This window comes from Fusobacterium sp., from assembly GCF_029258315.1.
GTDB lineage: Bacteria > Fusobacteriota > Fusobacteriia > Fusobacteriales > Fusobacteriaceae > Fusobacterium_B.
This window is the reverse complement of the sequence record NZ_JARHZE010000075.1, coordinates 1-20,105: the sequence shown is the minus strand read 5'-3', so window position 1 is coordinate 20,105 and position 20,105 is coordinate 1. Positions and strand designations below refer to the sequence as shown.

Below are 20,105 nucleotides of genomic sequence, written 5' to 3'. Positions count from 1 at the left end.
GACTAGGTCAATTTAATTTACACTTACCATTTTTTAAACACCAAATAAGGTTGTTTGCTTGTCATATTCATCTATTCTGTTGTTAATGTCCTTCGTTCCGTTTCTCACGGACAAGATTTATTATACCCCACATATTATTTTTTGTCAACAATTCTTTTTTTATTTTTTTAATTTCTAAAATTTTCCTTTATTTTTCAACGTTTAATTTTTTTATTTTTATTTATTCTTTATTAAAACTATTAAAAAAAAATAAGACTTTTCTATAAATATTAAAATATTATTTTTTTAATTTTATTATAAATAATTTCTTTTAACAAAAGTTCTATTTTATTTCTTAACATCTATTATAAAATATCTATGAAATTATAACTAATTTTTAATCTATTCTTAAAATTATCAATATAAAAAAATAGTTATAAATTTTTATATTTTTAATTTTTTTAATATAATCTTTTATCATCTAAGTTTATAAAATAAATTTTTCTATAAAAAGTAAAAGATAGTATAAAAATTTTTAATTTATTTAAAATAACTATAAAAATAATTTAAATCTTCTATAAAATATTTTATTAAATAAAATCCATCTTATAACTTTCATACCTAACAACTTCTATATCTCATTTAATTTTTAATATATTTTTATCTAGTTTCTGGTTAAAACTTAAAATTTATAAAAAAAGGAGGTACAAACTAAAAGTTTGTAACACTCCACAAAAATCATTATTTACCAAATCTTGGAACTATTTCTTCTTCCTCTTCATATGAAGTAAACTCTTTTTTTAGTTCTACATTTTCATACTCTAAGAAATATTTTCCTGATTTTGGGATAGTACAAATTATATTTTCACCTAGATATATAATTTGTCCTTCTTGAATAAATAAAGCTCCATTTAAAAAATCAAGTATTCTTCTTTTTAGACTATCATTCACTTCTGATAAATTAATATGAACATATTTTTGTTCTTTAATATAGTCAATATATTTTAGACACTCTTCAAATTTTTTTGGTTTAAAAAAAGCTATATCATAATTCATACCTACCACTCCTTATATTTTTTCTTTTATTAATCTTATTATTTCTTCCTCACTTAAATAAGTAGTAAATCCTGCTGCTTTTTTATGACCACCACCATCAAAAAGTTTTGCAACTTCATTTACATCTACCTTTTCTTTACTTCTTAAACTTCCTTTTATTTTACCATTTCCCTCTTCTTTTAAAAATACAGCTACCTCACAATCTCTATACTCTAACATTTTTTCAACTATTCCATCTGTTTCATCTTTTTGGATGTTATTTTTCAACATAAAATCTCTAGTCAAAGTAAAGTAAACTATCTTTTCATCTTTTAGCATAACCATCTCTGATAATGTAAGTCCTAAAACTTTAATAAATCCTAAAGTTCTACTTCTATAAACATTATTTATTATTTTATTTCTATCTATTCCAACATTTAAAATTTTTCCAGCAACTTTAAAAGTATTTTCAGTTGTATTTTCATACTGGAAATTACCAGAATCTGTGATTATTCCTGTATATAAAGCTTCTCCTATTTTAGAATCAATCTCTATATTCAACATCTCTGTTATAACTCCATATACAACTTCACTGGCTGAAGAGGTATTCTTTACTATATTAATATCTCCATATAGATCGTTACTTATGTGATGGTCTATATTAACCAAGAAGGCATCTTTCTTTAATTCTGCAACCTTGCCTATTCTTTTAAAATTAGCTGAGTCTACAACTATAAATAAATCTGCCTTAGGCTCATCTTTTAATTCTTCAAATATCTCTATATTTTGAGTCCCTTCTAAAAATTTATAATTATATGGAACCCTGTCTTCTATAATGTATCTTATATTTTTATTAGGATATTTCTTTTTTAAAGCCCAATAAAGACCTATTCCACTTCCTATACAATCTCCATCAGGATTTATGTGAGAAGAAATAATTATATTTTTACTTTCCTCTATTTTTTGTAAAAGCATATTTATCTCCTTTCTTAACTATTACTTTTATCCTATTTATTATACATTATTTTGATCTATTTTCAAATACTTTTTTACTTATTTAAAAATCCTTTTAAATTCATAAAAGCATTTTCCTTAGTGTGTCCTAATTTCTTTGCCATTAAGTTCATAACAACAATTTCTACCATAGCTGCAGCATTTCTACCTGAAGACATATATAGCTCAGCCTTGTAAACTTCCTTATCTAAAATTTTATCCTTTCCAGTAGAATAGTTAACTCTTGTTAAATAATCTTCTGAATCCTGTTCCTTTATCTCAATTATAGCTTCTATATTTTTTGTTATTACTACTGAACTTAAACCGTATAAAGTTTTTATATCAATTATACCAAGTCCTCTTATCTCCATAAAGAATGGTAATTTTGATGCAGTTCCTACAACATCCCCATCCGGAGTTTTTCTAAATTTCACCAAATCATCTGCTACCAATCTATGTCCCCTATGAATTAACTCAAGAGCTGTTTCACTTTTTCCTATTCCACTTTTTCCTGTAAGTAAAATTCCTAATCCATACATTTCTACAAAAACCCCATGGACTGTTAAAGTCTCTGCTAGTTCCTGCTCAAGATAAGTGTTTAAGGTAGCTATTACTCTTGAAGGAGTTCTCTCATTTGATTTTAAAACTATTTTTTTATTTTTTATAACCAAATCTACAAAATCTTCAGGTAACTCTAAATCTCCACAGATTATCATTCCTGGAAAATTATATGAAAAGAACTTTTCTAAATTCTCTTCTCTTTTATGAGGGGATAACTGCTTTAAATATTCTAACTCAATATTTGTTATAAGTTGTAAACCTTTATTTTCATAAATTTCTTCTTCTAAATTAAAATATCCAGAGAGAGCCATTGAAGGTCTTGTTATACTTGTTGATGTTATATAATGCTCTTTTAAATATTCCTCTCCATATAGGACTTTCAATTTATTAACTTTTGTAAATTTCTCCATAGAAATTTTCTTTTCGTCCATATTCTCTCCTCTTTTTTTTCTAGCTTTTTTTTCTAAAATAATCTTCTGTGATTCTTCCATAAAATACTTTGCCGAGTTTACTCCTAACATTTTAAGACGAGAATCAATAGCAGCTGTCTCTATAACAACAGCTAAGTTTCTTCCTTTTCTAGCTGGCAATGTAACTTTTTTTATAGGATGTCCTAAGATATTTTCATAAACTTCATCTATTCCTAATCTATCATAAAATTTTTTCTCCTGCCAAACTTCCAATTCCACTATAAGTCCTATTCCTTTTTTCATCTCATTGGAAACTATTCCAAAGTTAAGAGTAAGGTTGATGTCCTCTTGATCATCTCCCATAAGTAAATAGAAATCTTTTTCTGGTTCAGATAAGGCTCTCGTATTTATTCCAACAAGTCCTCTAGCTGTTTCTTTTACTAAAATATTTTGGTCTGATATAAATTTATGTCCTCTTTCAATAAGTTCTATAGCAGCCCCTATTTTTAGATCTCTTTCTCCTTTTAAAAGAACCCCCATTCCATATACATCCAAAAGGATAGCTTCATTTATTATTATCTCTCTTCCCAACATATTTTTCAGGTAATTATTAAGATCTCTTATAAACTCAGTTGTTCTATTTTTAGTTTTTAAAACAACCTTATTATAAATTCTCGCTCTTTCTAATATATGTTCTATGTCTTTTACCTTAGAACTCAAAACTAAGGCTGGAAATTTATGAGAAAAATACTCATCAAGTATCTGATCCCTTCTATTTTGACAAAGTCTTGATAAATACTCACTCTCTTTATGTCCCATTACATGAACAGCTCTTTTTAATTCATCTTTATCCATAAAGAAACCTGTTAATTCATAACCTGCTCTATGAATATCATTAGTTTCTATATTTTGCTCAAGATCTCCCTCTACTAAAATTTCTAATTTAAAATACTCAACTATATCTTTAATAGTTACTTTTTTTTCTTGATTTATCACCACTGCCTCCCAGTTACTTATCAAGTTTTATTTCTTTTATTATATTATTTTCATTTAAGAATGATGTTCTTAAAATATTTTTATTTTTGTTTTCTTTCATTATTATATTTTTTATTTGAAATAAATATCCTGTTTCTTTATAACATAAAAAACAAATTGCTATCCCTAGTGTTAAATTAGCTAAAAAAATTCCAATTCTTCTTATAACTTTCATCTATAAAACTTCCTTTTTAAATTTTTCACAAGTATAAAATGATCCGCAAACCACTATTATTTCTTTATCCATTTTTTTTGCTTTTTCATAAGCCTCTACCATATTATTTTCTATACTATAAATCTCACTTTTATTTGAAAATTCATAAATTTCATTCCCTGATAAACCTCTCGAATTTTCTTTTAAAGATGTCAATATGATATTGCTACTTACCTCTTGGCAAATTTTTAACATATCCTCTACTTTTTTATCTTTTAAAATAGAAACTATGAAAACTGTTTTTTCTTTTGAATACCCCTCTTTTATTATTTGACAAAGATTTTTCATTCCATCTATATTATGAGCTCCTTCTAAAATAGTAAGAGGTTCTTTTTTATAAATTTCAAATCTACATTGCCAAACGACTTCTTTTACTGACTTCTGTATTATCTCATCTGATAGTCCTAACCTCTTTAAAGCTTCATAAGCACAAAGGAAGTTTTTTACTTGATAATCTCCAAAAAGAGATAAATTAAATTCTATATTATTAATTTTTATATTTGTAACAAACTTTTTAAAATCTAAATTATACTCAACATCTTTATATTTTTTTAATACATCTGTATACTCTTTTGTTTTTTCTTCAATAGCTTTTAAAAATTCTTCATTACTATCTCCAACTATCACATAACTACTATCTTTTATTATCCCTGCTTTCTCTCTTCCAATTTCATATATAGTTTTTCCTAAATATTCTGTATGATCTATTGAAACATTTGTTATTATAGCTATATCAGAATTAACAATATTGGTAGCATCAAATCTTCCACCCATTCCAACTTCTAAAACTACATAATCTACTTTTTGTTTTGCAAAGTATAAAAACATCATCGCTGTTGTTACTTCAAAAAATGTTGGTGTTATCTTTAACTCTTTTATTTTTTCTCTTACTACTTGATAAATCTCCACTATATCCTCATCAGATATATCTTTTCCATTTGCACGAATCCTCTCATTAAATTTAATTATATGAGGAGAAGTGTATTTTCCAACAGTAAAACCATTCTTTAAAAGAGCCGTTTCAATTATTGTGGCAGTAGATCCTTTTCCATTAGTTCCAGTTATATGTATTATCTTATAATTTTTTTCTGGATTTCCCAAAGAATCACAAATTTTTTGAATGTTTTCTAATCCCAATTTTATTCCATGTAAGGAATATGAATATAATTCGTCTAAAAGTTTGTTTATTTCCATTTTATCACATTCTTCCTTAAGTAATTTTTTATTTATAAATGAATTATAGCACATTTTTATTATTTATAGAATTTTAATTTTTTATAGAATAATAGATTTTTTTAAGGTATAATATTAATATATTATATTATCCATTAAGGAGGTCGATTTATGGAAAAAAATTTCGTTCATTTGCATTTACATACTGAATATAGTCTTCTTGATGGAGTAGGAAAAATTAGCGAATATATAGAAAAAGCCAAAGAATTAAAAATGAGAGCTCTTGCTATAACTGATCACGGAAATATGTTTGGTGCTATTGAGTTATATCAAAAAGCTATCTCTGCTGGGATAAAACCAATTATTGGAATAGAAACTTATCTGGCTGAATTTGACGTTAAATCAAAAGAGGGAAGAAACTTTCATTTAGTTCTTTTGGCTATGAATAATACCGGTTATCAAAATTTGATAAAGATAAGTTCTTATGCTTATACAGAAGGATTTTATTATAAACCAAGAGTGGACAAAGAATTTTTAAAAAGTCACAGTGAAGGAGTTATAGCTCTATCCGCTTGTATGCAAGGGGAAATTTCAAGAAGAATTTTAGACAACGAAGATGATGGGATTATAAAAAAATCTATCTTAGAATATATTGAAATTTTTGGAAAAGAAAATTTTTATTTAGAAGTTCAAGGTAATGGGATAAGAGAACAAGAAAAATTAAATAACAGACTTTATGATTTTAGTGAGGAGTTTGGTTTAAAACTTGTAGCCACAAATGATACCCACTATGTAAATAAAGGGGATCACACTTTACAGGATATTCTTATATGTATTCAAACAGGAGCTAAGGTTTCTGATGAAAAAAGAATGAGAATTGAAACAGATGAACTTTATTTTAAATCTCGTCAAGAAATGATAGATTCTTTGGGAGAAAAATTTATCCAAGCAATAAATAATAGTGAAGAGATTGCTAGTCGTTGTAATTTATCAATTGAATTTGGTAAATTTAAATTTCCTTATTATGAACTACCTGAAAATTTTGAAACTTCTAATGACTATCTAAAATCTCTTGTTTATTCTGGACTAGAAGAAAGATATCCCTTTGGAATTTCTAAAGAGATACTAGAAAGAGCTGAGTATGAACTTTCCATTATAAATAGAATGGGATATTCTGAATATTTTATAGTTGTTTGGGATTTTATAAACTTTGCTAAAACTCACAATATCCCAATAGGACCAGGAAGAGGATCTGCTGCTGGTAGTTTGGTTGCCTACTCTCTAAAAATAACAGAACTTGATCCTTTAAAATATAATCTTATTTTTGAAAGATTTTTAAATCCTGAAAGAATATCTATGCCAGATATTGATATTGATATCTGTCAAGAGAGAAGACAGGAATTAATTGATTATGTAACTAAAAAATATGGAGAAAATAAGGTTGCCCAAATTATAACTTTTGGAACTTTAAAAGCTAGGGCTGCCATAAGAGATGTTGGTCGTGTCCTTGATGTGCCTATTTCAAAAGTTGACAAAGTGGCAAAACTTATTCCTTTTAACTACTCTATCAAAGACTCTCTTGAAGAGATAAAAGAGTTTCATGATATTTACGAAAGTGATTCTCAAATAAAAAGAATAGTAGACTTTTCTAAAAAATTAGAAAATAAAGTAAGACACTCCTCTATTCACGCTGCTGGTATTGTTATAACTAAGGATTCTTTAGATGAAACTATTCCAGTTTATAAAGATAAGGATTCTGTTGTTGCAACCCAATACCAAATGAAAGAATTAGAAGATCTTGGACTTTTAAAAATGGACTTCTTAGGACTTAGGAACCTTACTAATATTCAGCGTACTATTGATTATATAAAAGAAAATTTAAAAGAGGAGATTGTCCTTTCTGAAATATCTTTGGATATAAAAGAAGTCTATGAAATGTTATCATCTGGGGACACTCTCGGAGTTTTCCAATTGGAGTCTTTAGGAATTAGAAAATTATTAAAAAGATTAAAACCTGATAAGTTTGAAGATATTATAGCCTTACTAGCTTTATACAGACCGGGACCTTTGGGGTCTGGTATGGTTGATGACTTTATCAACTGTAAAAATGGAATTTCTCAGATAAAATATCCTGATGATTCCCTTGAAGATATACTTAAAGAAACCTATGGGGTTATCCTTTATCAAGAACAGGTAATGAGTATTGCTAACCGTATGGCAAACTACACTCTTGGAGAAGCTGACCTTTTAAGAAGAGCTATGGGAAAAAAGAAATTCAATATTATGAATGAAAATAGAGAAAAATTTATCTCTCGTTCTGTTGAAAATGGATACTCTGAAGATATAGCCAGTGAGATTTTTGATCTTATTTATAAATTTGCTGGATATGGATTTAATAAGTCCCACTCAGCTGCCTACGCTTTAGTTGCTTATTGGACAGCATACTTTAAATGTAAATATCCAAAATTTTATTATGCTGCTCTTATGACTTCTGAGATGAAAAATATAGATGACATAGCTTTGTATTTACAAGATGCTAAAAAACATCATATTAAAATTGAGCTTCCTAACATCAATAAAGCCTCTTCAAAATTTATTGTTAAAAACGATAGAATTATCTTTGCCCTATCTGCTATAAAAAATGTAGGAGAAAAAGTAGCTGAAAGTATAAAACAAGAATGGGAAGAAAATGGTGATTATAAATCTTTTGAAGATTTTGTAGTAAGGACTAAAACTTATGGTGTTAATAAAAAAACTTTAGAGGCTCTAATTTTTGCAGGAGCTATGGATTCTTTACCTGGAAATAGAAATGAAAAACTTTCATCTCTTGGAAAGATAATAGACTATGCAAATAAAGTTATGAAAGAGGACGAAATCCAACAGATGAATCTTTTTGGTGAAGCAAAATCAACTATAAATTCTTTTTCAATGGTAAACTCTCCAGACTTCTCTTTAGAAGAAAAACTTGAAAAGGAAAAAGAAGTTTTAGGTTTCTATTTTAGTGGTCACCCTCTTGATAAATATATAAACCTTATAAACTCCTTTGATCACAACCCTATAAACTCTTTAAAAAATGAGACAGAGGGAAAGGAGATAAAAGTATTTGGTATTTTAAGAAATATTAAAAAAATTATAACTAAAAATTCTGGTGAAATAATGGGAGTTTTTGATATAGAAGATTTTAGTGGTGGAATATCTGGAATTATCTTCCCTAGAACTTTTAACAATTATCAGAATGATTTTTTAGAGGGAAATAAGGTTATGATAGTTGGAAATATTCAAACTGATTATTTTAATGGAAATGAAAATAAAAAACTTTTAGTAAAATATATTATAAATTTAGATTTTATATTTAAAAGTTTAAATTTGAAAACTTATATTTTATTAAAAGAAGAGGACAGAGAAAAATTTTCATCTCTTTTAACAATACTAAAAAAATACACTGGAGACACCCCTGTCTATTTCGCTATTAAAACAGAGAGTAGAAAAGAAACAAAATTATCTAATTATAAAATTACACCTTCATTACATATTGTAGATGAAATAACAAATTTATTGGGCGAAAATTGTATAAAGTTTAAATAAAATACTCATTTTTTGTTGATACTTAATTTTATTTGTGATAAAATAAATACATATTTCATACATCAATTATTAAAATTGTAAAGTTTAGGAGGAAATGTGGAAGAGAATATAGTAATTGATAAGTTAATTGATATTTTATCTAAAAATGAACTTTCTGAAGTAAATTTCCAAGATAAAGATTTCAAAATAAAAATAAAAAAAGACATTATAATAGAAGAAGTACCACAAATTGAAGAGTCTGTTGTAGATACACCATTAGATGATAATTCAGATATTGTATTTATAAAATCAACTAATATTGGTAAATTTTTCTTTTATGATAAAAACGGTGTCCCTTTAATTGCTGTTGGACAAACTATTAAAGTTGGACAAACTATTGGTTATATTTCTACTGTTGGAATTAAAACATCTATAAAATCTGAAGTAGCTGGTTCTATTGAACAAATTCTTCTAAAAAATGGAGAAGTTACTGATTATGGAAAAGAGTTAATAAAAGTTAAAAAAATAGTAGATTAGTAAAATTTTGGAGGATTAAAATTGAAAAAATTACTTATTGCTAATAGGGGAGAAATTGCTGTTAGAATTATCCGTGCTGCTAAAGAATTAGGTATAAAAACAGTAGCGGTTTATTCTGAAGCTGATAAAGAAAGTTTACATGTTAAAATGGCTGACGAAGCTGTTTGCATTGGACCTGCTCCAGCTATTGATTCCTATTTAAAAATACCAAATATCATAGCTGCTGCTGAGATTACTGGGGCTGACGCTATCCATCCAGGATATGGATTTTTAGCTGAAAATTATAGATTTGCAAAAATATGTAGAATTCACAATCTAATCTATGTTGGACCTAATCACGAATGTATTAAACAAATGGGAGATAAAGCTACTGCTAGACAAAAAGCTATTGAAAACAATGTCCCTGTTACTAATGGAACTGGAATTATAACTGATATCGAAGCTGCAAAAAAAGAGATAGCTGAGAGAATTGGTTACCCTGTTATGATAAAAGCCACTGCTGGTGGTGGTGGAAAAGGTATGAGAATTGCCAGAGATGATAAAGAGTTAGAAAAAAATATTGTAGCTGCTCAAAATGAAGCTGAAGCTGCTTTCAATAATCCAGATGTTTTTGTTGAAAAATATATTGAAAATCCAAAACATATTGAAATTCAAATTGTTGGGGATAAACACGGAAATATAATTCATCTTGGAGAGAGAAACTGTTCTATTCAAAGAAGAAATCAAAAACTAATAGAGGAGTCTCCATCTTTCAAACTTCCTGATAAAGTTAGAAAAGCAATGGGAGAGGCTGCTGTTAGACTTGCTAAATCTATTGGATATGATTCAGCTGGAACACTTGAATTTTTAGTTGACTCTAGCAATAAATTCTATTTTATGGAAATGAATACAAGAATCCAAGTAGAGCATACAGTTACTGAAGCTGTTACTGGATTAGATATAATCAAATTACAAATCAGTCTTGCAGAGGGAGATAGACTTAATATTTCTCAAGAGGATATTATTCCATATGGACATGCTATTGAGTGTAGAATAAATGCTGAAGATACAGAAAATCATTTTATTCCTTGTCCAGGGGTTATAACAAAATATGTTGTTCCTGGTGGAATCGGTATAAGAGTTGATTCTCACTCTTATCAAGGTTATGAGATTTCTCCTTATTATGATTCAATGATAGGAAAAATTATAACTTTTGGTATGGATAGGGAAGAAGCTATTGCAAGAATGAAAAGAGCTCTTAACGAATTTATCATTGAGGGAGTTGAAACAACAATTCCTTTCCATTTGAGAGTTTTAGAAAATGAAAATTATTTAAAAGGAAATGTAACAACAGCTTTCATTGAAAAAGAATTTGGTTTATAATAACAAAATAACACTATAATATAAAATTGATTACACGAAGGAGGCTTTATTATGAATAACTTAGGAAACATAAAAATCGCTGATGATGTAGTAAAAACAATAGCTGCAAAAGCAACTGAAGACGTAGAGGGAGTTTATAAACTAGCTGGTGGAGTTGCCGATGAATTTGGAAAAATTCTTGGTAAAAAAAGAGGAATAAATGGAATCAAAGTAGAAGTTGGAGAAAAAGAATGTAGTATAGATACTTATATAATTATAAAACATGGTTATCCAATCTCTGAAGTTGCTCAAAAAGTTCAAGAATCTGTTCTTGAGTCTGTATCTCGTTTAACAGCTTTAAAAGTTATAGAAGTTAATGTATTTGTACAAGATATAAAAATAGAAGATGAAAAGGTAATAAAAGAAGAAGCACAATCTACTGATGAGATAGAATAACAAGGGAAGTGGTTGTGATGTTGAAAAAGGCTTTATTTTTTATAGCATGGATTGGTATTTTTATTATTTCAATTATAGGAATTATTTTTTCTATACACCCATTGGATAATCGTTTATTTTTCACTTATACAATAGGAGAAAGTCAACAAATTTATGTTGTTTTCTTAGTTGTTTCAATAATTTATTTTATTTTATCTTTGATGAAATTTATGTCTCTTTTTAAGAGAACTAATGGTTATCTTATAGATGGCCCTAATGGAGAGGTTTTGGTTTCAACTGAATCCATAAGAAGCATCATTAAAGAAGCTTTAGAGTCAGATGGTGAAGTTAAAAATTTAAAAATAAATTGTGGTAAAAGTGGAAAAAAATATAAGATCACTCTTTATATAGATCTTCATACTCAAAGAAGTATTGCTGAAAAATCTGCTGAAATTCAAAAAATTGTAAAAGATGAACTTTTCAAAAGACTTGAATTAGAAATAAGTGTTGTTGAAATAAAAATTTCTAAAATTTCTACAAAATCTGAATAATTTATAATATTATGAGGTGGTTAAGGTGCTTGAAGAGTTTATTTATTCTTTTTTAGAAAATAGAAAAAAAATATTTGGTGGAATTATTGCATTTATAATTTCAATTTTGTTCGTTACCTTAGGTTTTTTCGCTACTATTTTTGTTATTATTATGACAATAATAGGATACAACCTTGGTGATAGAGATTTTGGTTTTTTATTAGATAAGTTTAAAAATATATTAAGTAGTTTACTTAATAAAATCGATACAAATTAAAAAAGGGGAAGAAATGACTAGAAAAGCTGCTAGAGAGCAATTATTTAAATTAATTTTTGAAGCTGAGATGAAAGAAACTGCTTTAAAAGAAGTATTTGATTCATTTATGCAAAGAATTGCTGAAGATGAATTAGATTTATCAAATAGTTCAGTAGAATTTATAAAAAAATACTGTTTAGGTATTGATGAACATTCTGAAGAACTATTAAATAAAATTAATAATACTATGGAAGGTTGGAGTTTTGAGAGAATAGGAAATGTTGAAAAAGCTCTTTTAAAAGGTGCTGTTTATGAACTTTCTTACGAAGATACTCCTAAGGAAATAGTTATAAATGAAACTATTGAACTTGCTAAAAAATATGGAGATTCTAAATCTTACGAATTTTTAAATGGTGTTTTAGCTAAGTTTGTATAATTATTTTAAATTCAAAAGCACGTTAAATCGTGCTTTTTTATTTTATCAAAAAAGAGATAGAAAATAATCTTCTATCTCTCTTCTATATATATTATTTTACAACTATCTCTTGGATATTTTCCTCATTTTTTTCATCCATTGGTAAAACTTGAAGTTTTACATTAGAGAAATCTATATTTTTTAAATCTATCTTTCTTATTTGACTGTTATACATTGTTTTATAATAAAATTCTCTATTTGTTAAGTCACTTACTGCAGTCCATTGAGTAGCACTCATAACATCTGCTGGAATATGTGCTCTATGCTTTTCTGGAAATTCAACTTCAATAGGTATATCAAAATTATTTAAAATATGAAAGGTTTTACTTACAGCTAATTTTGTATTTGATTGTACTCCAACAGAATTGACATAGAAAAATGCTCTTACAAATCTTGATGGTGGTGTCACATCTCCAGGTAATCCTAAAGCTCCTGTCCCAGCTCCAAAAGAGAAAATCTTTTGTCCATTATATTCAAATGGTTCTGCATTTCCTGTATGAAGATTTATATAATTGTTAAGATTTTTTACATGCCAAGGATAATCTGGTGAATTTGATATAACTCCCACTTTATTATCATATATATTTACTTCACCATTATTTGTTATCTCTATAACTATATTATTTCCTTTAGCATCTCCAACTCTCCAATGGGCTGTTGGTAAAGGATCTCCTTTTTCATCATGTGCAATATTTACTATTTTTATCTTTTTAATTTCTTTTTTTACTTGATCCACTGTTTCAAAGTTTGAAAGAATCCAGTTTACTAGCTCCATATCAGCTAAAGAAGTTTTTGCATCTTTAGTTTGATACTTTGCTAAACTTCCATAGTGTGGAAAATAAAAAAGTCCTGCATTTAGCCCCTTTTCATTTATTCCCTCTCCTATAAATTGATCAACTACAACAGTTGCTCCAACAAAACCATATTTTGCCTTCCACTTAAGTCCATTTGTTTTTCCATCTGGAGTTATTGAATTAAACTCTCTTCCCTTTGGAGAAATTACTATTTTACCATTTAAATTCCCCTCTCCATACTCTATTGTTCTACCCTGAACTAAGCTCCCATCTTTTGTTTTTAAACTTATCCCTGTACAAGGATAAACTAATGATGATGTCAGTAAAAAACTACAAGTTAATATCTTTAATGAATTTCTCATTTTTCCTCCTAAATTTTTTTGATTATTCCATATTTCTTTAAATTAAATGATGATTTTTTTTCAAAAATATAGTACAATGGTATTATATAAATTTGTTCTTAGGTGATACTGTGAAAAGTTTTTTTAATACTTTTGATATGATTATTTTCTATAAAATAATCTTTATGTTTATTGCTTTTAATGTGGGGATAAAATTTCCCGATTGGGATTTTCACCTAAACCTGCGACATAGAAGTATTATAACACATAGTCCACTTATTTTGTTGTTTTTTTTACAATTTTACTTAATTGAAAGAAGTGAGTTTCTTAGAGTTTTTATAAGTAGTTTTGCTATTGCGATGGCTTTACACTTTGTCTTTGATATCTTTCCAAAGGGATGGTCAAGAGGAGCACTGCTTCATATTCCAATACTAAAATTGGAACTTCGTCCTTTTGTTTCAAAAAGTTTTTTGGCTTGTTTTATAATTATATCTTTGTTTATATCTCTATATACAACAAAAATTTTCGAAGAATATATTCTTCTAGGATTGTTTGCTATAATAAAAATAATAAGAGATATAAAAAAAGAAAAAAAACTTTTTAGACCACTAATTTTATTTTTAGTAGCTTTTTGTCTTATAGGCAACCTAAAGTATGATTTTTTTCAAAAAGAATTAATTAAAAACAGCTCTTATATAATTAAACAATTTGACAAAATAAGTAAAAAAATAATATAATATACTGTATTATTAATATTGAAAGGGGTATTTTTAAATGAAGGATATTAATCTTTTATCAACAAAAGCTAATGAAATCAGAAAAAACATTGTTTCTATGATAACTGAGGCTAAATCTGGACATCCAGGAGGATCATTATCAGCTACTGATATTTTAACTACATTATATTTCCACGAAATGAATATCGATCCTAAAAATCCAAAAATGGAAAATAGAGATAGATTCGTTTTATCTAAAGGACATGCAGCTCCTGCTCTTTATGCAACTTTAGCAGAAAGAGGATACTTTGATAAATCTATCTTACATACACTTAGAAAGTACGGGTCTATATTACAAGGACACCCAGATATGAAAAAAGTTCCAGGTGTAGAAATTTCTACTGGTTCTTTAGGACAAGGATTATCTGTTGCTAATGGTATGGCTTTAAACTCTAAAATTTATGGTATTGATTATAGAGTTTATGTTGTTATGGGAGATGGAGAAACTCAAGAAGGTCAAGTATGGGAAGCTGCTATGACTTCAGCTCACTACAAACTTGACAACGTTTGTGCTTTCATAGACTGTAATAATCTTCAAATAGACGGTAATGTTGATAAGGTTATGAATATAGAACCAGTTTCTGACAAATGGAGAGCTTTCGGTTGGCATGTAATCGAAATCAATGGTCATGACTTTGAACAAATAATAGCTGCTCTTGATGAAGCTAAAACTGTTAAAGGTAAACCTACTTTAATAGTAGCTAGAACTATTAAAGGTAAGGGAGTTTCTTTCATGGAAAACGTTTGTGGATTCCACGGAACTGCACCTACTGCTGAACAATGTGAAAAAGCTTTAGAAGAATTATCTTGTAATGACTAATTAAAAATAGATTTTTAAAATTTTTGGAGGATTTAATAATGATAAAAAAAGCGACGAGAGAAGCTTATGGAGAAGCTTTAGCTGAACTTGGTAAAATAAATGAAAATGTAGTTGTTTTAGATGCTGACCTTTCTGGTTCTACTAAAACAAGCTCTTTTAAAAAAGTATTTCCTGAAAGACATATAAACGTTGGAATAGCTGAGGCTGACTTAGTTGGAACTGCTGCTGGATTAGCTACTTGTGGTAAAACTGTTTTCGCATCTACTTTTGCAATGTTTGAAGCTGGACGTGCTTTTGAACAAATTAGAAATACAGTTGCTTACCCTAAATTAAATGTAAAACTTGCACCTACTCACGCAGGAATATCTGTTGGAGAAGATGGAGGATCTCACCAATCTGTTGAAGATATAGCTCTTATGAGATCTATTCCAGGAATGGTTGTTTTATCTCCAGCTGATGCAACTGAAACTAAGAAAATGGTTTTTGCTGCTGCTGAGTATGATGGACCTGTTTATATAAGAATGGGAAGACTTGGAGTTCCTGTATTATTCGATGAAGAAACTTATGATTTCCAAATCGGTGTTGCAAACACTTTAAAAGATGGTAAAGATGTTACTATCGCAGCTACTGGACTTATGACTTATGAAGCTTTAAAAGCTGCTGAAGAGTTAGAAAAAGAAGGAATCTCTGTTAGAGTTATAAACGTTGGAACAATAAAACCTCTTGATGGAGAAACTATATTAAAAGCTGCTCAAGAAACTAAGTTTATAGTTACTGCTGAAGAGCATTCTGTAATCGGTGGACTTGGTTCTGCTGTTTCTGAATTCTTATCAGAAGTACATCCAACTAAAGTTAAAAAAGTTGGTATCTATGATAAATTTGGACAAAGTGGTACTGGTAACGAACTTTTAGAGAAATATGAGCTAACTGCTGCAAAACTTATTTCTGTAATAAAAGAGAATTTATAATTTTATTATAGAGGCAAGATATTTATATTTTGCCTCTATATTATTATTTAATTAATTTTGATAGGATGGTAATATATGCAAAACAATTCTAAATTATTTATTTCACTTGAGATGGTTAAATCTTTTTTAAGCATTATTTTCGCTACAATTGTTTTTAATTTTTTTATTTCTGGTATATTAAATACCAATAATCAAATAAAAACTTTAAAAAATACAGATTTTATTTCTGCTGAATTACAAAATAACTTGTCACTTGAACAAAAAAAAGATTTAGAAATAAAACTTCTTAATATCCCTGAAATAAAAAAAGTTACATATATTGATAGCTTTATAGCTTTTCAAAATCTTCAAAATGATTTAGGTATTGTTCTTCCTCATGAAGAAAATCCTCTACCTGATTCTTTGAGAATATATGTAAAAAATCTTAACAATTTTGAAAAAATCCAAGAGATTTTGGATTCCACTCAAGAAATAAAGGAATATTTTTTAGATACTACTTATTCTGATAATATTAATAGAAAGATTAAATTCTTTGATATGTTATCTATTATTCTTACTATAAGTACATCATTTATAGGATTTATAGTAATCACTATTGCATCTATGCAGTTTAAGATTGATTATGTTGGTACTTTAATAAATTTTGGTTATACAAAAAATACTATTTTCCGTGCTAAAACTGTAAATCTACTTCCTTTTACTTTTGCAATCTTAGCTGGAGAAGCAATTTCATTTAACATATATTTCCTTATTAGACGTTGGCTAATATCTAGTGAAATCTGTTCTTCTGTACTTACTCTATCACAGGTATTAATGACAGAGCTTTTACTTAACTTTGTGCTTATTGGTATTATCTGGATACTTCCAGTAAAAGAGAGATGGGAGAACGAATAATGAGAAAGCTATGTATATCTCTTTTTATTTGTCTTATTAGTTCTATTGGTTACGCAGATACTAAAGCAAATATGACTAATAAATTAAAAAAAATTGATATGGAAATCAATTCTAAAAAATTAGCCATAAAAAAAATTGATACTCAAAAAAAATCTTTAGAAGAACAAATAGAAGATATTAGAAAAGATATTATAAAATTAAATGAAGATAAAAAAAATATCGAAGAAGATATTGAGATAACTACAAAAAAAATTGATTACAGTCATATTAACTTTGATTTTAGTAAAAAGGAACTTGGAAGAAAAAAAGCTAGTTTTCAGGCTAAAATAATAGCTTGGAGTAGAAGAAAAAATAATAATCTTTCTTTTGAAGAAGATGCTATGTTAAAAAGAGAATTTGGTAAGATTCTACTTGATGATTTAAAAAAAATGGATCATATTAAAAAAGTAAAAAATGATATATCTGTTGTTAGCTCTAATATTGAAAAAGAAAAACTAAAACTTAGTTCTTTAAAAAATCAATTAAGTAAAAATATTTTAGATACAGCAAATAAAGAAAAGGAAAAAAATGCTTTAATTGCTAAATTAAATTCTGAAAAAAGTAAACATATATCTACTCTAAGTTCTCTAGAAAAAGAGAAAAAACGTATTCAAAAAGAGATTGAAAAAATTATCTATACAGCTTCTAAGTCTAAGCCAACTTCTTCTGGTAAAAAAGTTGATTACTCTGTAGCTATAAAAGGACTCGGTAAAGGAGTTAAACCTCTTGATAATGGTAAAGTTGTTGTTAAATTTGGAGAAAGAAAAACACAAAATGTTGCAAGTAATGGTGTAGAAATTGAAGATAGAATTGGAGCACCTGTAAAGAGTACCCATAAAGGAAAAGTTATATATGTAGGAAAAATTCAAGGACTTGGTAAAGTAGTTATGGTTGATTATGGATATAATACTATTGGTGTTTATGGTAACCTTATTTCTTCTAAAGTAACTGTTGGAGAAAAGGTAGCTCAAGGACAAAGTATTGGGGTTCTTGGACTTTCTATGGATGGTAAACCTGTTTTATATTATGAAGTTAGACTTAATCTAAAATCTATCAATCCTATCAATGTACTATAATTATTATTTGGAGAGAAATATGGAAGAAAGATGTATTATTTTTTGTAATAAAACTAAAGCTAAGGCTGTGGAAATATATACAGACTTAAAAAATTTTTTAAAAGAAAAAAATGTTCCTCTCCTATCTAAAAATGAAATAGACAAGGCTACTTTTGCTATTGTTATAGGTGGAGATGGAACTTTACTCAGAGCTTCTAAAGAGATTATAAAAAAACCTAATCTTCCAGTAATAGCTATAAATGCTGGAAGTTTGGGGTTTCTAACTGAAATAAAAGAGCTTGAAGCTCGCGATATATGTCAAAGTTACTTAGATAAAGATTATAAAGTTTATAGTAGAGGACTTTTAGAAATAACTATAAATGATACTTCTTACAATGTTCTTAATGAAATTGTAATTTCAAATGGCCGTTTAGATAAAAGGCTTATATCTGTGGATATTTTTGCTGACAGTGGAAAAATAAATACCTATACTGGAGATGGAGTAATAATTGCCACTCCTACTGGATCTACTGCTTATTCACTTTCTGCTGGTGGACCGATAGTTTCATATCATCTTGATGCTATCATAATCACTCCAATATCTCCACATAATCTGTCTACTAGACCTATTATCTTGTCAGCCCAAGAAGTTCTTTATGCTAAAGTAAACCACAATGATATAAATAATTTTTTAATGATAGATGGGGATTTTGTAAAAAAATTAACTGTTAATGACAAAATTACTATTAGTTATTCTGATAAAAAACTTAACTTAATTTTACCTAAAGGTAGAAACTATTATTCTGTCCTAAAGGAAAAATTAAAATGGGGAGATAATTTATGCTAAGAGAATTATTAATTGAAAATTTAGCCATTATAGAAAAACTTAATTTGGAATTCGGTGACGGTTTAATCACTCTTACTGGTGAAACTGGAGCTGGTAAATCTATTATATTAAATGGTATAAATCTTCTTTTAGGGGAAAAAGCCTCTGTTGATCTACTTCGTAGTGGAAAAAATCTTTTAGTGGCTCAAGGGGTTTTTGAAATCAATCAAGAACAAAAACAAGAACTTGAAAAGCTTGATATTGATACAGAGGACAATGAGGTTATAATAAGAAGAACCCTAGACAGTAACGGTAAAGAAAAATCTTTTGTCAATGGTGCTAGAGTTCCTAGAAGCAAACTTAAAGAGGTTATGAAAACTCTTGTGGACATAGTGGGACAGCACTCTCATCAAATGTTATTAAACAAAGAAAATCATATAAAACTTTTGGATAAGTTTATTGATGATGAGGCTAAAGAAGTAAGAAAAAATTTAGAGGAATCTCTTGAAAAATTTAATGAAATTGATATTAGAATTAAAGAGATTGAAAAAGAAAAAAAAGAAACGGCTGATAAAAAAGAGTTTTATGAATTTCAACTTGATGAGATTGAAAGAGCAAATCTTAAAGATGGTGAAGATATTGATCTTGAAAGTGAATACAAAAAACTTTTCAATGCTGGAAAAATTAAAGAAAAACTTTCAATGTCTGGTTTTTATCTAAAAAATGATGAGGTAAATGCTTTAAATATCATTTATTCTTGTAAGAAAAATATAGAGTCTATTGTGGATTGTGGAAAAGAGTTTGAAGATATATATGAACAACTTGAAAGAATATATTATGATTTAGAAGATTGTGCCTCTACCATTGAAGAGATTGAAAGTGATATTGAGATAGATGAAAATCGTCTTGATGAAGTTATATCAAGACTAAATCTTATTGAAAAACTTAAAAACAAATATGGTAGCTCTATCTCTGAAGTTTTAGATTATGCTAATAATATCTCTTTAAAATTAAAAACTCTTGATGAGAATAATTTTGAAGTTAATAACCTTTT

20 protein-coding genes are annotated in these 20,105 nt (G+C 27.7%); 14 read left to right on the top strand and 6 right to left on the bottom strand.

The window, feature by feature from the left end:
* Window positions 1-720 precede the first annotated feature (720 nt).
* The 5 genes from Q1J48_RS05705 to Q1J48_RS05685 all read right to left on the bottom strand — a co-directional run bounded on the left by Q1J48_RS05705 (window position 721) and on the right by Q1J48_RS05685 (window position 5,421).
* Window positions 721-1,035 carry a cell division protein SepF gene (locus tag Q1J48_RS05705; RefSeq protein WP_300329335.1) on the bottom strand — a complete coding sequence of 105 codons (315 nt, stop codon included), beginning with the start codon at window positions 1,033-1,035 and terminating at the stop codon, window positions 721-723.
* A 12-nt stretch (window positions 1,036-1,047) separates the two neighbouring features.
* Window positions 1,048-1,989, bottom strand: coding sequence for a DHH family phosphoesterase (locus Q1J48_RS05700; protein ID WP_300329333.1), 942 nt, complete (start codon window positions 1,987-1,989; stop codon window positions 1,048-1,050).
* A gap of 74 nt (window positions 1,990-2,063) precedes the next feature.
* A complete protein-coding gene (gene hprK, locus Q1J48_RS05695; RefSeq protein ID WP_300361903.1) occupies window positions 2,064-3,974 on the bottom strand; it encodes an HPr(Ser) kinase/phosphatase in 1,911 nt (636 codons plus the stop codon).
* Window positions 3,975-3,987: 13 nt separating this feature from the next.
* Entirely contained in the window at window positions 3,988-4,188 is a 201-nt protein-coding gene (locus Q1J48_RS05690) for a hypothetical protein (RefSeq protein WP_300329327.1), read from the bottom strand.
* Complete coding sequence (locus Q1J48_RS05685; RefSeq protein WP_300329324.1) at window positions 4,189-5,421, bottom strand: bifunctional folylpolyglutamate synthase/dihydrofolate synthase; 1,233 nt, start codon at window positions 5,419-5,421, stop codon at window positions 4,189-4,191.
* 150 nt (window positions 5,422-5,571) lie between these two features.
* Here Q1J48_RS05685 and Q1J48_RS05680 point away from each other — a divergent pair, with 150 nt between their 5' ends.
* From Q1J48_RS05680 to nusB, 7 genes are all read left to right on the top strand, one after another.
* Window positions 5,572-8,985, top strand: coding sequence for a DNA polymerase III subunit alpha (locus tag Q1J48_RS05680; RefSeq protein WP_300361900.1), 3,414 nt, complete (start codon window positions 5,572-5,574; stop codon window positions 8,983-8,985).
* Window positions 8,986-9,081: 96 nt separating this feature from the next.
* Window positions 9,082-9,501 carry a biotin/lipoyl-containing protein gene (locus Q1J48_RS05675; protein ID WP_300329405.1) on the top strand — a complete coding sequence of 140 codons (420 nt, stop codon included), beginning with the start codon at window positions 9,082-9,084 and terminating at the stop codon, window positions 9,499-9,501.
* 21 nt (window positions 9,502-9,522) lie between these two features.
* Window positions 9,523-10,863: an acetyl-CoA carboxylase biotin carboxylase subunit gene (gene accC, locus Q1J48_RS05670; RefSeq protein WP_300329403.1), complete on the top strand. Its 1,341-nt coding sequence runs from the start codon at window positions 9,523-9,525 to the stop codon at window positions 10,861-10,863.
* Between the two features lie 51 nt (window positions 10,864-10,914).
* Window positions 10,915-11,298, top strand: a complete 384-nt coding sequence (locus Q1J48_RS05665; RefSeq protein ID WP_300329401.1) for an Asp23/Gls24 family envelope stress response protein — start codon at window positions 10,915-10,917, stop codon at window positions 11,296-11,298.
* Between the two features lie 17 nt (window positions 11,299-11,315).
* Window positions 11,316-11,828: an alkaline shock response membrane anchor protein AmaP gene (amaP, locus tag Q1J48_RS05660; RefSeq protein WP_300361897.1), complete on the top strand. Its 513-nt coding sequence runs from the start codon at window positions 11,316-11,318 to the stop codon at window positions 11,826-11,828.
* Window positions 11,829-11,853: 25 nt separating this feature from the next.
* Window positions 11,854-12,084, top strand: a complete 231-nt coding sequence (locus Q1J48_RS05655; protein ID WP_300329397.1) for a DUF2273 domain-containing protein — start codon at window positions 11,854-11,856, stop codon at window positions 12,082-12,084.
* Window positions 12,085-12,097: 13 nt separating this feature from the next.
* Window positions 12,098-12,499 (top strand): transcription antitermination factor NusB, encoded by a 402-nt coding sequence (gene nusB / locus Q1J48_RS05650; RefSeq protein ID WP_300361894.1) that lies wholly within the window; start codon window positions 12,098-12,100, stop codon window positions 12,497-12,499.
* Window positions 12,500-12,590: 91 nt separating this feature from the next.
* Here the strand turns inward: nusB and Q1J48_RS05645 are convergent, their stop codons facing one another.
* Entirely contained in the window at window positions 12,591-13,694 is a 1,104-nt protein-coding gene (locus Q1J48_RS05645; RefSeq protein WP_300361892.1) for a linear amide C-N hydrolase, read from the bottom strand.
* 110 nt (window positions 13,695-13,804) lie between these two features.
* Here Q1J48_RS05645 and Q1J48_RS05640 point away from each other — a divergent pair, with 110 nt between their 5' ends.
* The 7 genes from Q1J48_RS05640 to Q1J48_RS05610 all read left to right on the top strand — a co-directional run.
* The gene (locus tag Q1J48_RS05640) at window positions 13,805-14,410 is read left to right on the top strand and encodes a hypothetical protein (protein WP_300329391.1); all 606 of its coding nucleotides are present in this window, start codon (window positions 13,805-13,807) and stop codon (window positions 14,408-14,410) included.
* A gap of 37 nt (window positions 14,411-14,447) precedes the next feature.
* Entirely contained in the window at window positions 14,448-15,269 is an 822-nt protein-coding gene (locus tag Q1J48_RS05635) for a transketolase (RefSeq protein ID WP_300329389.1), read from the top strand.
* 38 nt (window positions 15,270-15,307) lie between these two features.
* Window positions 15,308-16,237: a transketolase family protein gene (locus Q1J48_RS05630; protein ID WP_300329387.1), complete on the top strand. Its 930-nt coding sequence runs from the start codon at window positions 15,308-15,310 to the stop codon at window positions 16,235-16,237.
* A gap of 75 nt (window positions 16,238-16,312) precedes the next feature.
* Window positions 16,313-17,131, top strand: a complete 819-nt coding sequence (locus Q1J48_RS05625; RefSeq protein ID WP_300329386.1) for a permease-like cell division protein FtsX — start codon at window positions 16,313-16,315, stop codon at window positions 17,129-17,131.
* The gene (locus Q1J48_RS05620; protein ID WP_300329383.1) at window positions 17,131-18,246 is read left to right on the top strand and encodes a murein hydrolase activator EnvC family protein; all 1,116 of its coding nucleotides are present in this window, start codon (window positions 17,131-17,133) and stop codon (window positions 18,244-18,246) included. Before Q1J48_RS05625 ends, Q1J48_RS05620 begins: the two co-directional genes overlap by 1 nt.
* 19 nt (window positions 18,247-18,265) lie before the next feature.
* Entirely contained in the window at window positions 18,266-19,072 is an 807-nt protein-coding gene (locus tag Q1J48_RS05615; RefSeq protein WP_300329379.1) for an NAD(+)/NADH kinase, read from the top strand.
* The coding region (locus tag Q1J48_RS05610) for an AAA family ATPase (protein ID WP_300361889.1) at window positions 19,066-20,105 on the top strand (1,040 nt) is incomplete at its 3' end. The genes Q1J48_RS05615 and Q1J48_RS05610, both read left to right, overlap by 7 nt.

What these genes read in the sequence shown, in the direction of transcription:
- Q1J48_RS05690 (WP_300329327.1), bottom strand. Translation starts at nt 4,188, where the DNA reads ATGAAAGTTATAAGAAGAATTGGAATTTTTTTAGCTAATTTAACACTA.
- amaP (WP_300361897.1), top strand. Translation starts at nt 11,316, where the DNA reads ATGTTGAAAAAGGCTTTATTTTTTATAGCATGGATTGGTATTTTTATT.
- Q1J48_RS05685 (WP_300329324.1), bottom strand. Translation starts at nt 5,421, where the DNA reads ATGGAAATAAACAAACTTTTAGACGAATTATATTCATATTCCTTACAT.
- Q1J48_RS05630 (WP_300329387.1), top strand. Translation starts at nt 15,308, where the DNA reads ATGATAAAAAAAGCGACGAGAGAAGCTTATGGAGAAGCTTTAGCTGAA.
- Q1J48_RS05680 (WP_300361900.1), top strand. Translation starts at nt 5,572, where the DNA reads ATGGAAAAAAATTTCGTTCATTTGCATTTACATACTGAATATAGTCTT.
- Q1J48_RS05625 (WP_300329386.1), top strand. Translation starts at nt 16,313, where the DNA reads ATGCAAAACAATTCTAAATTATTTATTTCACTTGAGATGGTTAAATCT.
- Q1J48_RS05700 (WP_300329333.1), bottom strand. Translation starts at nt 1,989, where the DNA reads ATGCTTTTACAAAAAATAGAGGAAAGTAAAAATATAATTATTTCTTCT.
- Q1J48_RS05620 (WP_300329383.1), top strand. Translation starts at nt 17,131, where the DNA reads ATGAGAAAGCTATGTATATCTCTTTTTATTTGTCTTATTAGTTCTATT.
- nusB (WP_300361894.1), top strand. Translation starts at nt 12,098, where the DNA reads ATGACTAGAAAAGCTGCTAGAGAGCAATTATTTAAATTAATTTTTGAA.
- Q1J48_RS05705 (WP_300329335.1), bottom strand. Translation starts at nt 1,035, where the DNA reads ATGAATTATGATATAGCTTTTTTTAAACCAAAAAAATTTGAAGAGTGT.
- Q1J48_RS05615 (WP_300329379.1), top strand. Translation starts at nt 18,266, where the DNA reads ATGGAAGAAAGATGTATTATTTTTTGTAATAAAACTAAAGCTAAGGCT.
- Q1J48_RS05635 (WP_300329389.1), top strand. Translation starts at nt 14,448, where the DNA reads ATGAAGGATATTAATCTTTTATCAACAAAAGCTAATGAAATCAGAAAA.
- Q1J48_RS05645 (WP_300361892.1), bottom strand. Translation starts at nt 13,694, where the DNA reads ATGAGAAATTCATTAAAGATATTAACTTGTAGTTTTTTACTGACATCA.
- Q1J48_RS05665 (WP_300329401.1), top strand. Translation starts at nt 10,915, where the DNA reads ATGAATAACTTAGGAAACATAAAAATCGCTGATGATGTAGTAAAAACA.